11 protein-coding genes are annotated in these 12,471 nt (G+C 65.4%); 1 reads left to right on the forward strand and 10 read right to left on the reverse strand.

Translation table 11 applies throughout. The annotated features are described in order from the left end of the window. The 8 genes from ACKI2N_RS16460 to ACKI2N_RS16495 all read right to left on the reverse strand — a co-directional run bounded on the left by ACKI2N_RS16460 (position 1) and on the right by ACKI2N_RS16495 (position 9,471). Entirely contained in the window at positions 1–615 is a 615-nt protein-coding gene (locus tag ACKI2N_RS16460) for a hypothetical protein (protein ID WP_420993487.1), read from the reverse strand. Beyond that, complete coding sequence (locus ACKI2N_RS16465) at positions 612–2,021, reverse strand: AAA family ATPase (protein WP_420993486.1); 1,410 nt, start codon at positions 2,019–2,021, stop codon at positions 612–614. Before ACKI2N_RS16465 ends, ACKI2N_RS16460 begins: the two co-directional genes overlap by 4 nt. 12 nt (positions 2,022–2,033) lie before the next feature. Then, entirely contained in the window at positions 2,034–3,314 is a 1,281-nt protein-coding gene (locus ACKI2N_RS16470) for a glutamate-5-semialdehyde dehydrogenase (RefSeq protein ID WP_420993485.1), read from the reverse strand. Positions 3,315–3,430: 116 nt separating this feature from the next. Next, positions 3,431–4,495, reverse strand: coding sequence for a DNA polymerase III subunit delta (gene holA, locus ACKI2N_RS16475; RefSeq protein WP_420993484.1), 1,065 nt, complete (start codon positions 4,493–4,495; stop codon positions 3,431–3,433). A gap of 11 nt (positions 4,496–4,506) precedes the next feature. After that, positions 4,507–4,980 (reverse strand): LPS assembly lipoprotein LptE, encoded by a 474-nt coding sequence (gene lptE, locus ACKI2N_RS16480; protein ID WP_420993714.1) that lies wholly within the window; start codon positions 4,978–4,980, stop codon positions 4,507–4,509. 153 nt (positions 4,981–5,133) lie between these two features. Beyond that, complete coding sequence (gene leuS, locus ACKI2N_RS16485; protein WP_420993483.1) at positions 5,134–7,758, reverse strand: leucine--tRNA ligase; 2,625 nt, start codon at positions 7,756–7,758, stop codon at positions 5,134–5,136. A gap of 140 nt (positions 7,759–7,898) precedes the next feature. Then, complete coding sequence (dapB, locus tag ACKI2N_RS16490; protein WP_420993482.1) at positions 7,899–8,696, reverse strand: 4-hydroxy-tetrahydrodipicolinate reductase; 798 nt, start codon at positions 8,694–8,696, stop codon at positions 7,899–7,901. 79 nt (positions 8,697–8,775) lie between these two features. Continuing rightward, positions 8,776–9,471, reverse strand: a complete 696-nt coding sequence (locus ACKI2N_RS16495; protein ID WP_426989984.1) for an outer membrane protein assembly factor BamE — start codon at positions 9,469–9,471, stop codon at positions 8,776–8,778. A gap of 199 nt (positions 9,472–9,670) precedes the next feature. Here ACKI2N_RS16495 and fur point away from each other — a divergent pair, with 199 nt between their 5' ends. Continuing rightward, positions 9,671–10,102, forward strand: a complete 432-nt coding sequence (fur, locus tag ACKI2N_RS16500) for a ferric iron uptake transcriptional regulator (RefSeq protein ID WP_420993480.1) — start codon at positions 9,671–9,673, stop codon at positions 10,100–10,102. A 101-nt stretch (positions 10,103–10,203) separates the two neighbouring features. Here the strand turns inward: fur and ACKI2N_RS16505 are convergent, their stop codons facing one another. Both ACKI2N_RS16505 and gap read right to left on the reverse strand, forming a co-directional pair. Continuing rightward, positions 10,204–11,193, reverse strand: a complete 990-nt coding sequence (locus tag ACKI2N_RS16505) for a LysR family transcriptional regulator (RefSeq protein WP_420993479.1) — start codon at positions 11,191–11,193, stop codon at positions 10,204–10,206. A 242-nt stretch (positions 11,194–11,435) separates the two neighbouring features. Then, complete coding sequence (gene gap / locus ACKI2N_RS16510; RefSeq protein WP_420993478.1) at positions 11,436–12,434, reverse strand: type I glyceraldehyde-3-phosphate dehydrogenase; 999 nt, start codon at positions 12,432–12,434, stop codon at positions 11,436–11,438. Positions 12,435–12,471 lie beyond the last annotated feature (37 nt).

Here is a 12,471-nt window from a genome sequence, read left to right on the forward strand (position 1 = left end):
TTATCTAAAACGAGCGAAAGTAGTGATGAGAGATTTTTCCAGTTCCCTGAAGGATGGCAATACTCTTAGATGTTCAAAATCGGGGGTTTTCTCAGCCACCAAAGCGCGAATGCGCCTAACGGGAAGGCCTGCCAGTCTTCGCCCCTTTAAGCCGCTAGCCACACGAATTGCGTCAAACAGCTCCTCCTTTGGATCTGAAAGGCGCTCCCAATCCCCTGCGAGAGGAAGTCGCAACTTCTCTCGCCCATTCGGATTTCCCGCCGCAGCCCGGATCGCTCTTTCGCTACCCAGTAACCAAGCTTCCGTCATTCTCACAGGCACAATAGGGACCCAGTGTTGCACGCATTCCTTTGTCGCAGTCTCTATTTCCAGCAAACGATCTTCATAGGAAAGACGCTCTGCATCACGGTGGACAAAAAGCACCTCACATGGGTAAGCTCGAACAGCCTCTTCCACTCGCGCTCTCAGCCCATCACCTGCCGGAAGATCGTGCTGAGCAAACTGAGGGACTGTCCGCAAGGCTGGAAAATGGTTTTCAATTAGCCACTGAAGCGGCGCCATCAATGCACCATCTGATGTGCCATCGGCTAATAAAGTGTAGCGGACAGTCGTCAATGGGCAATCTCCCTCAAGGGCAACGTCAATTGAGTTTCCAGACGCTGGCGAACCGTTTCGCTTTGAGACCAGTCAGCCTCTTCCGGTTTACTAAGATATGCTACAAGTGTGCCTAGGGACGTCGGATGATGATCGGGCATAAGGGCTGCACGCCAAGTTTCCGCAACGAAGCTGAAATCCGTGTAGGTCGCACCATCTTGCCGATAGCTGCCACATACCACGAGATCCGCCGTGCGTAAACTTTGTACAACAAGCGGAGAATGGGTATTGATAATGACTTGTCTCAATGGATTGTCATCACCTACCGCCTCCTGAGGATCGACCGCCATATCTCGAAGCAGTCTTGTCATCGCGCTCACTCTGGATGGATGAATCCCATTTTCCGGCTCTTCCAGACAAATAACGCCACCGGCATCACGATCCGCATGCATGATCGCTAGGGCAAGGAATCGAAGAGTCCCATCTGACAATGCCTTTGCCGGGAAACTAATGCCATCTTTATTTGTCATCACCAACGTTTTGGTCTGGCGCCGCTCATCAATATCAACGGACAACTCACCGACGTCTGGGAGTAACTCGGAAAGACGACTTGCTATCAACCCGTCTGCCCCCAGCCGCCTAAGGGTGGCAGGCATATGAGCCCCGGTGGGAGATACTTTCACATCGCTAGGCGTCGAAAACTCGTCCTCTTTTCGGAGTGCGCTCGGCTCTAGTTGAAGCAGCACCCAAGACTCCATCTCTCTTCTTGCCGCAAAAGCAGTCGGACGATCAACGGAAGAAATGGTACTTAGAACCGTTCTACGAGCGCCTAAGGCAGAGAATCGCTCTGGGCGACCACTCTTACCATTTCCATCTTGGTGAACAAAAATGCTATCCTTGTCCTCGCTAGTTGAAATAAATGGCGAAGTCTTCGTCCCGCCTTTCACTGAGTCCCAGAACATACCCGATGTTGGAAAAAGGGCACCACGAAATTCACTTTTGGGAATATATCGAAGAGCTTCTTTGACCAGCAAAATTCTCTCTGATTCCACCTCATCGGTCGGCGTAAATCTGAGTTCTAGTTCATAGCGAAGCAATGCAACGCTTGGCTCTGCGCGCTGATTGAAATCATCGACGACTGAGCCTGGCACAATAAATTCCGCCGCGATCGCCATGGTGTCCCGCATTCCATCCCTAGTGCGGGTGAAGATCGAGGCGATGGGCCCCCCTGGCTTCTCACTCCGATCACGCACGCGTCTCGCGGCGTCCATAATCGGCATCCGAGTGAGATCGCTCAAAAACAAGATGACGTCAAAGAGATTTGACTTGCCCGCACCATTTTGCCCAGCGATACACGTAAAAGGACCGAAATGTACGGTAACGTCATCTAGACTCTTAAAACCACTGACACTGAGCTTTGTGAGCATTGCCCCCCCTACTTAGGTACGGATCTCGCCGTGCCCGAACACCACGTACTTGAGCGAGGTCAGGCCTTCCAGCCCGACCGGGCCGCGTGCGTGCAGCTTGTCGTTGGAGATGCCGATCTCGGCGCCCAGGCCATACTCGAAGCCGTCGGCGAAGCGCGTCGAGGCATTGATCATCACGCTGGCCGAGTCCACCTCGCGCAGGAAGCGCATGCCGGCGGTGTAGTTCTCGGTGATGATGGAATCGGTATGCGCCGAGCCATAGGTGTTGATGTGCGCGATGGCTTCGTCCAGCCCGGCCACGGTGCGGATCGCCAGTACCGGCGCCAGGTATTCCAGGCGCCAGTCCGCCTCGGTGGCGTCGACCAGCCCGGTAAAGCCGGCGGCTTCCAGCGTGGCGCGGGTGGCGGCGCACACGCGCAGCTCCACACCCTTCTCCTGGTAGATGCGGCACAGCGGCGGCAGCGCGGCGGCAGCCACGCCGGCGGCGACCAGCAGCGTCTCCATGGTGTTGCAGGGGGCGTAGCGCTGGGTCTTGGCGTTGTCGCACACGCGCACGGCCTTGTCGAGGTCGGCATCGGTGTCGATGTAGACGTGGCAGATGCCGTCGAGGTGCTTGATCATCGGCACGCGCGCTTCTTCCATCAGGCGCGCGATCAGGCTCTTGCCGCCGCGCGGCACGATCACGTCGACGTATTCGGTCATGGTGACGAGGCGGCCGACGGCGGCGCGGTCGGTGGTCTCGATCACCTGCACGGCCTGCTGCGGCAGGCCGGCCGCGGCCAGGCCCTCGGCCACCAGCGCGGCCAGCGCGGTGTTGGACTCGATCGCCTCGGAGCCGCCGCGCAGGATGGTGGCGTTGCCGGACTTCAGGCACAGCGCGGCCGCGTCGATGGTCACGTTGGGACGCGATTCGTAGATGATGCCGATCACGCCCAGCGGCACGCGCATCTGGCCCACCTGGATGCCGGTGGGGCGGAACTTCATGTTGCTGATCTCGCCGATCGGGTCGGCCAGCGCGGCGATCTGCTCCAGGCCCGCGGCCATGGTCGCGATGGCCTTGTCCGACAGCGTGAGGCGGTCGATGAAGGCGGCGTCCTGGCCGTTGGCGCGGGCGCGCTCGACGTCGCGCGCGTTGACCGCCTTGAGGTTCGCGGCGTCGCGGCGGATCGCGGCGGCGATGGTCAGCAGCGCGCGGTTCTTGTCGGCGGTGGAGGCGCGCGCCATGGCGCGCGAGGCGGCGCGGGCCTGCTGGCCGACGCGTTCCATGTATTGCTTGAGATCGAGCTCGTTCATAGTCCTGGCCGGCGAAGCGCGGCCCTCAATGCGTGTATTTTGCCGCGTGTATTTTGCCGGCAAGGCGTGAAAGGATCGTGGCAGGGCCGTGGCGCGCCGGACCTGCCCGGCCGGACCTACCGGGCCGGGTCTGCCTGTCCGGGCCTGGCCACGAGCAGCGCCAGCTGCAGCAGGCCGTCCCACGGCTCGGCCGGCATGCCCTCGGCGCGCAGGCCCTTGACCTGCCGGTCCAGCCTGGCGGCCATCGCCAGCGCGCTTTCGAGCTGCGGCAGCGACAGCCGCTGCGCTGCCTGCGGCACCAGCTTTTCGCGCGGTCCCCAGATGCGCAGCTCGCGGGTCAGCACGCCGACCGGCTTGCCGGCGGCCAATCCTTGCCGGACCTTGGATAATACGCGAATTTCCTCGGTCAGCGCCCACAGCACCAGCACCGTGGCCTGGCCCTCGCCGCGCAGCCCTTCGAGCATGCGCACCAGGCGCGGCACGTCGCCGCCGAGCATGGCTTCGGAGAGCTTGAAGACGTCGTAGCGCGCCACGTTGAGCACGGCATCGTGCACCTGCTCGAAGGTCAGCACGCCGGCCGGGTAGAGCAGGCCGAGCTTCTGGATTTCCTGGTGGGCGGCCAGCAGGTTGCCTTCGACCTTGTCGGCGACGAACTGCAGCGCGCGCCGGCCCGGCTCGCCCGGCTCCACGCGCTGCTGCTGCAGCGCCAGTCGCTCGCCCACCCAGGCCGGCAGGCGGGTGCGGTCGACCGCGTCGATCTTGAGGGAAACGCCGGCGCCTTCGAGCGCCTGGAACCATGCCGACTTGGCCGTGGCGAAATCCAGGCGCGGCAGCGTGACCAGCATCAGCACGTCCGGCGACGGCTGGGCCGCCACCGCGCGCAGCGCTTCGCCGCCGTCCTTGCCGGGCTTGCCGGAGGGAATGCGCAGCTCGACGATCTTGCGGTCGCCGAACAGCGACATCGATTGTTGCGCCTGGACCACCTGGCCCCAGTTGAAGCCGCGCTCGGCGGAAAGCACCTCGCGCTCGCTGAAGCCGGCCTCGCGCGCGGCCTGGCGCAGCCGGTCGACCGCCTCCAGCACCAGCAGGTGCTCGTCGCCGTGCACCACGTAGAGCGGCGCCAGCCCGCGTGCCTTGGCCTGGCGCAGGTGGGCGTCGAGTCCGTCGAGCTTGAGCTGCATGCCGGGGCGGCTCAGATCGCCTTGACCGAGGCCAGCCGGCGGATCAGCTGCTGCACGATGTCGCGCTGCATGTCGCGGTAGAGCTGCTGCTCTTCGTAGTCCTTGGCCAGCGTGTTGGCTTCGTTGTAGGTCAGGTCGCGCGTGAGCACCAGCTGCGACGGCGCGATCAGCTCCTGGCCGCCGGCATCGCGCAGGCGGAAGGTGAAGCGCTGGGTCAGCCGGTATTCGCGCACCACGCCGGCGGTGGTGAGCGAGAGGATCGTCTTGGTCCGGGTGTCCTGCAGCACGTCCAGCAGCGCGTCGGCTTCCTTGGGATCGGCCACGATGGTGGTATCCGAGCCGTTGCGGATGGCGCGGCGCAGGTCCGAGCCCATCAGCGAATTGGCGGGGATGCTCAGGTACAGCTTCTTGAACGCGAAGTCCGCGTTGCCGCGCATGTGAAAGCCGCAGCCGGCCACCAGGCCGGCCGCCAGCAGCGCCGCCAGGACCCTGCGCCGGCCCCGCGCGGGGCGGTCCTGCGCTCGGTCCGCGTGTCGGTCCGCGTGTCGGTCCGTGTCTCGGTCCGTCTGTCGATCCATACCGGGCAACTCCCTCCTTGGCTTGGTCACGGGCTTGGCGTGGGGCTGGGCGGCGGCGCCTTACAGCACCACGTTGACGAGGCGCCCGGGCACCACCACGATCTTCTTGGGCGCGGCGCCGCCGGCGAACTTGGCAACGGTCTCGCTGGCGGCGGCCATGGCCTCGATGGCGGCGCGGTCGGCATCGGCCGGCACCGTCAGGCTGCCGCGCACCTTGCCGTTGATCTGCAGCACGAGTTCGAGCTCGCTCTGCACCAGCGCGGATTCGTCCACCTGCGGCCACGGCGCGTCGAGCAGGTCGCCGTACTGCGCAGCGTAGCCCAGTTCCTGCCACAGGCCGTGGGTGATGTGCGGCACCACCGGATACAGCACGCGCAGCAGGATGCCGAAGCCTTCGCGGCGCGCGGCCGCGGTGGCGGCCTTGGCGCCTTCCAGCGCGTTGAGCATCTTCATGGTGGCGGACACCACCGTGTTGTACTGGATGCGCTGGTAGTCGTAGTTGGCCTGCTTGAGCACGCCGTGCAGTTCGCGGCGCAGCGCGGCGTCGCCGTCGCCGTACTGCGCGCCGGTGCCGGCCGCGGCGATCGCCGCGGCGTTGGCATGGCCGTAGTTCCACACGCGGCGCAGGAAGCGCGACGCGCCTTCCACGCCCGAGCCGCTCCATTCGAGCTGCTGCTCGGGCGGCGCGGCGAACATGACGAACAGGCGCGCGGTATCGGCGCCGTACTGGTCGATCAGCGCCTGCGGGTCGATGCCGTTGTTCTTGGACTTCGACATCTTCTCCACGCCGCCGATCACCACCGGCTGGCCGTCGGCCTTGAGCACGGCGCCCTGCGGGCGGCCGCGCTCGTCGGTGCTGACGTCCACCTCGGCCGGGTTGTACCAGGTCTTCTTGCCGGCCGCGTCCTCGCGGTAATAGGTGTCGTTGAGCACCATGCCCTGGGTGAGCAGGTTGGTGAACGGCTCGCCGAACCCGACCAGGCCCATGTCGCGCATGACCTTGGTCCAGAAGCGCGCGTACAGCAGGTGCAGGATGGCGTGCTCGATGCCGCCGATGTACTGGTCCATCGGCATCCAGTAATCGTTGCGGCCATCGACCATGGCGGCGGCGTCCGGGCTGGTGTAGCGCATGTAGTACCAGCACGAGTCGATGAAGGTATCCATCGTGTCGGTCTCGCGGCGCGCCGGCTTGCCGCACGACGGGCAGGTGCACGCGAGGAAGCGCGCGTCCTTGGCCAGCGGGTTGCCGGTGCCGTCCGGCACCAGGTCCTCGGGCAGCACCACCGGCAGGTCCTGCTCGGGCACCGGCACCACGCCGCAGTCCTCGCAGTGGATCAGCGGGATCGGCGTGCCCCAGTAGCGCTGGCGCGAGATGCCCCAGTCGCGCAGGCGCCAGGTGGTCTTCTTCTCGCCCAGGCCCTTCGCGCCCAGGTCGGCGGCGATGGCTTCCACCGCGGCCTGGTAGCCCAGGCCGTCGTACTTGCCGCTGTGGATGCAGGTGCCGTGCTCCTTGTCGCCGTACCATTCCTGCCAGGCTTCGGTGGAGAACGGCTGGCCCTTGACGTCCACCACCTGCCGGATCGGCAGGCCGTACTTGTTGGCGAAGGCGAAGTCGCGCTCGTCGTGCGCGGGCACGCCCATCACGGCGCCGTCGCCGTAGCTCATCAGCACGTAGTTGCCGACCCACACCTCGACCTGCTCGCCGGTCAGCGGATGCACCACCTTCAGGCCGGTGGGCATGCCCTTCTTTTCCATGGTGGCCATGTCGGCTTCCATCACCGAGCCGTGCTTGCACTCGTCGATGAAGGCGGCCAGCGCCGGGTTGGTGGCGGCCGCGTGGGTGGCCAGCGGGTGCTCGGCGGCGACCGCGCAGAAGGTCACGCCCATGATGGTGTCGGCGCGCGTGGTGAACACGTACAGCTTGCCGTCGCCGATCAGCCCACCGTCGTCGCCGGCGATGGCGTGCGGGAAGGCGAAGCGCACGCCCACGCTCTTGCCGATCCAGTTCTGCTGCATGATCTTGACGCGCTCGGGCCAGCCGAGGCCGTCGAGGTCGCCCAGCAGTTCCTCGGCGTACTCGGTGATGCGCAGGTAGTACATCGGGATTTCGCGCTTTTCCACCAGCGCGCCCGAGCGCCAGCCGCGCCCGTCGATGACCTGCTCGTTGGCCAGCACGGTCTGGTCGACCGGGTCCCAGTTCACGGTGCCGGTCTTGCGGTAGGCGATGCCCTTCTCCAGCATCTTGAGGAACAGCCACTGGTTCCAGCGGTAGTAGTCCGGGCTGCAGGTGGCGACCTCGCGCGACCAGTCGATGGCCAGGCCCATCGACTGCATCTGCTTCTTCATGTAAGCGATGTTGTCGTAGGTCCAGGCCGCCGGCGCCACGCCGTTGTTGAGCGCGGCGTTCTCGGCGGGCATGCCGAACGCGTCCCAGCCCATCGGCATCAGCACGTTGTGTCCCGTCATGCGCAGGTGGCGCGCCATCACGTCGTTGATGGTGTAGTTGCGCACGTGCCCCATGTGCAGCTTGCCCGACGGGTACGGCAGCATCGAGCAGGCATAGAACTTGGGCTTCTCGCTGCCGTCGGCCAGCGTCGCCCGCTCCGACACGCGGTAGGCATCGATGGCTTGCCAGTGTTGCTGGGCGGCTTGTTCAACGGCGGAGGGAAGGTATTTGTCTTGCATGTTCAGGACAACGGCGAGGCGCGTTGACGGGCGGAAAGCGTGGAAAAGAAAAGCGGCGGGCTGCCTTGCGGCGCCCGCCTGCGCTGGAATGCCGAAAGTGCCGATTATAACCGTCGCCACCGACGGCGCGGCGCGGCCCCTTACTTCAGGCCCAGCACGTCCTGCATGTCGAACAGCCCGGTGGGCTTGTCGGCCAGGAACAGCGCCGCGCGCACCGCGCCGTCGGCGTAGGACTGGCGGCTCGACGACTTGTGCGTGATCTCGATGCGCTCGCCGATGCCGGCGAACATCACGGTATGGTCGCCGACGATGTCGCCGCCGCGCACGGTGGCAAAGCCGATCGACCCGGGGTCGCGCGGACCGGTGTGGCCTTCGCGCGCGAACACGCCGCAGGTCTTCAGGTCGCGGCCGAGCGCCTTGGCCACCACTTCGCCCATCGCCAGCGCGGTGCCGGACGGCGCATCCACCTTGTGGCGGTGGTGGGCCTCGATCACCTCGATGTCATAGCCCGAGGACAGCAGCTTCGCCGCGGTCTCCAGCAGCTTGAAGGTGGCGTTCACGCCCACGCTCATGTTGGCGGCGAAGACCACGCCGATGCGCTCGGCGGCCGCGGCCAGCGCGGCGCGGCCGGCGTCGTCGAAGCCGGTGGTGCCGATCACCATCTTGACGCCGAGCCGCTCGGCCACGGCCAGGTGCGCCAGCGTGCCTTCGGGGCGGGTGAAGTCGATCAGGCAATCGGCGCCGGCCAGCGCCGCTTCGATGTCGGACGTGATCGTCACGCCGGTGGCGCGGCCGAGCACCAGCCCGGCATCCTGGCCCAGGGCCGGCGCGCCAGGCACATCCAGCGCGCCCGTCAGGGTCACGCCGGCGGTGGCGAGAACGTGTTCGATCAGCATGCGGCCCATGCGGCCGGAGGCACCTGCGATGGCGATATTCATGGCTTGTCGGCTATCGGAAAAAAAACAGGCCGGCCGCGCGGGCGGCCGGCATCCCGGGCGTGGCGGCCCGGAGGAGCGCTCAGTTGGCGGGGTTCTGGCCGGCCACGGGCGCCGAGGCGGAATCCTCGGTCAGCTTGCCGGAGATCGGGCTGCCGGCGGTGCCGGGGGCGCTGCCCGTGCCCGCCGGGGCGGCGGGGCTTGCGGCGGCATCCGCCGTGGGCGCGGCGTCGGCGGCCGGCGTCGGGGCCGGCGCGGCCGCCTCGGGGCCGCCCGCGGCCGGCGGCGTCGCGCCCACGGCCGAGGCCGCCGCGGCCGCGTCGATTTCCCTGCGCAGCGGGCGCTGGTTGGCCTGCAGCGCCTTCATGCCGTCGATCTCCGCGATCAGCTCGTATTCGGACGGCAATTCGTCGCCGCCGAACTTGACCAGCTTGTCGCCGTCGAAGAAGACCGTGTAGTGGCGCTGCTGCACCACCGGGGTGTTGCCGCGGCGGAACGAGAAGAAGTAATCCCAGCGGTTGCCGTGGAAGACGTCGGTCAGCAGCGGCGTGCCCAGCAGGAACTTGACCTGGTCGCGCGTCATCCCTTCGCGCAGCTGGGACGCGGCCTCGCGCGAGACGAAGTTGCCTTGCACGATATTGATACGGTACGGCGTGATCGCGTTGGCGAGCTTGCGCGACGTATTGTCGTAAGTGGAGCACGCTGCCATCAGCATGGCAGCGGCCAGCACAGAGGTAACCAGCGTCGGACGCATGGCGGACGAACGAAATGAACGCATGTATCTCGCTTCTAGAAGGGAGAGGAAAGTGCCGGTTCCGGCCCCCGCGGCCGTTGCCGCGAGACGGCTGGGGCGATGCATCACCGCGGGCGCAGCCTGGGGCAGCCGGCGGCGCTCCAGGCAACCGCCGAGGCGACTTTTGCCGCCAAAACCCTTATGATTCAATAATCCAGACATTGTACTCTAGGGAGTCACGCCCATGCCGAGTCCGGCGGACCTCAAAAACATCGGTCTCAAAGCGACCGTACCCCGTCTGAAGATCCTCGAGATCTTCCAGACCAGCGAGCAGCGCCACCTGAGTGCGGAAGACGTTTACCGCATCCTGCTCAACGAACAGATGGACATCGGCCTTGCAACCGTCTATCGCGTGCTGACCCAGTTCGAGCAGGCGGGCCTGCTCTCGCGCAACAACTTCGAATCCGGCAAGGCCATCTTCGAGCTCAACGAGGGCAAGCACCACGACCACCTGGTCTGCATCGACTGCGGCCGCGTGGAGGAATTCTACGATTCCGAAATCGAGCGGCGCCAGCAGAGCATCGCCAGCGAGCGCGGCTTCGCGCTGCAGGAGCATGCGCTGTCGCTGTATGGCAACTGCACCAAGCACGACTGCCAGTTCCGCCCCAAACGCTGACGGCGGCCTCCGGCGGCAGGCGGATTGCCGCGCACGATCATGAAAAAACCGGCGCGACGCGCCGGTTTTTCTTTGCCCGCAAAGCCGCGCCGGGGCGGCGCTCAGGATTCCTGCCGGTCCTGCTCGGCAACGATATGCAGGCCGCGCGCGGCGGCCGGCACGCCGACGAATTCGCCCACGACCTGGCGGAACAGCCCGCGCGCCCACACCAGCATCGGGTGGGTGTTGCGGCTGCGGTGCCAGAACATGTTCAGGCCCAGCGTGGTGTTGAGCTCGGCCGGCAGCGGAAAGGCCTTGAGGCCGTAGGTCTCGCAGGCCATGTCCTTGGTCAGCGCATTGACCGTGAAGATCATGTCGGTCTGCGCCGCCAGCTCGGACTGCGCGCGCCACGAATGCACGGTCAGCGTGGCGTTGCGCTTGAGCCCGCGCTGCTGCAGCGCGTAGTCCAGCGGGATCAGCGATGGCGCCGGGCGGCCGCTGCCGCCCGAATGCGCCATGAAGATATGGCCGCAGTCGAGATATTGCTCGAGCGTGCAGGTGCCCTTGAGCACCGGATGGTTCTTGCGCGCGCAAACCCAGAGGTTCAGCGAGGTGACCATCTCTTCCACGATCTCGGGGTGGCGGGTCGGGAACGGCGAGAACGCCAGGTCCAGCTCGTTGCCGCGCATGGCGGCCACGTCCGATTCCCACGAGTGGGACTCGACCAGCTTGATATGCAGTTCCGGCGCCAGTTGCTTGATGCGCAGGATGAAGCGGTTGAACACCGTATCGCCCAGTTCCGCCGCGAAGCCGATATTGAGCGTGCCGGTGGCCACGGCGGGGTCGAAATTGTCGGCGTCGCCCTCGTTGATCGAGGACCACAGGTCGAGCATGTCGCGGATCTTGGGGCCCAGTTCCAGGGCCCGCGGCGTCGGCGTGAGGCCGTGCGGCACGCGGATGAAGAGGGGATCGTCGAAGATCTCGCGCAGGCGACCCAGCGAATGCGATACCGCGGGCGCGGTCATGTGCATCTTTTCCGCGACATAGGTCGCGTTACGCTTGCTCAGCAACTCGGTAAAAATCACGAGAAGCTTGGTATCCACGTTCACCATGATCTCGCCCAGGTTAGATTGGAGGTCGCGAATGACATTGGCGTCACTTGCATAGGCTGCACATCAGTATTTCCAGCACTTTATCAGTGTAAGAGCAAAGCCGCGCGTGGAACAGGGATTCCACGCGCCGCCCACCCGCCGGGCGACCGATGGCCGGAATTGCCGAAATTGCCGGCACGATGGCAGCGGGATCCCCACGCGGGGACCCCCGGCGCCTCATGCCGGCGCGCAGCCCGGCAGCCTTACTTGGCCACCACGCGGACCATTTCCAGCACCTTGTTGGAATAGCCCCATTCGTTGTCGTACCAGCTCACGACCTTGATGAAGGTCGAATCGAGCGCGATGCCGGCTTCGGCGTCGAAGATCGAGGTGCGCGCATCGCCGCGGAAGTCCGTGGCGACGACCTTGTCCTCGGTGTAGCCCAGCACGCCCTTGAGCGCGCCCTGGCTTTGCGCCTTCATTTCGGCGCAGATCTCGGCATAGGTGGCGGGCTTGTCCAGCTCGACGGTCAGGTCGACCACCGACACGTCGGAGGTCGGCACGCGGAACGACATGCCGGTCAGCTTCTTGTTCAGCTCGGGGATCACCACGCCCACGGCCTTGGCGGCGCCGGTGCTCGACGGGATGATGTTTTCCAGGATGCCGCGGCCGCCGCGCCAGTCCTTGTTGGACGGGCCGTCGACGGTCTTCTGGGTGGCGGTGGCGGCATGCACGGTGGTCATCAGGCCGCGCTTGATGCCCCACTTGTCGTTCAGCACCTTGGCCACCGGGGCCAGGCAGTTGGTGGTACAGCTGGCGTTGGAGACGATCGCCTCGCCCTTGTACGTTTCGTGGTTCACGCCGTACACGAACATCGGGGTGTCGTCCTTGGACGGTGCCGACATGATCACCTTCTTCGCGCCCGCGTCGATGTGCTTCTGCGCGCCTTCCTTGGTCAGGAAGATGCCGGTGGACTCGACCACCACGTCGGCGCCGACCTCGCCCCACTTCAGCTCGGCCGGGTCCTTGACCGCGGTCAGGCGGATCTTCTTGCCGTTGACCACCAGCGTGTTGCCGTCGACCGACACTTCGCCGTCGAAGCGGCCGTGCACCGAGTCGTACTTCAGCATGTACGCCAGGTAGTCGGGCTCGAGCAGGTCGTTGATGGCGACCACTTCGAGGTCCTTGAAGTTGGCGATGGCAGCGCGGAACACCATGCGCCCGATGCGGCCGAAGCCGTTGATGCCGATCTTGATGGTCATGTTTATCTCCTGAGTAGCCTGACGATCGATGGATGCA

Origin of the sequence: Cupriavidus sp. 30B13, from assembly GCF_049059565.2 — a bacterium.
Classification (GTDB): Bacteria; Pseudomonadota; Gammaproteobacteria; order Burkholderiales; family Burkholderiaceae; genus Cupriavidus.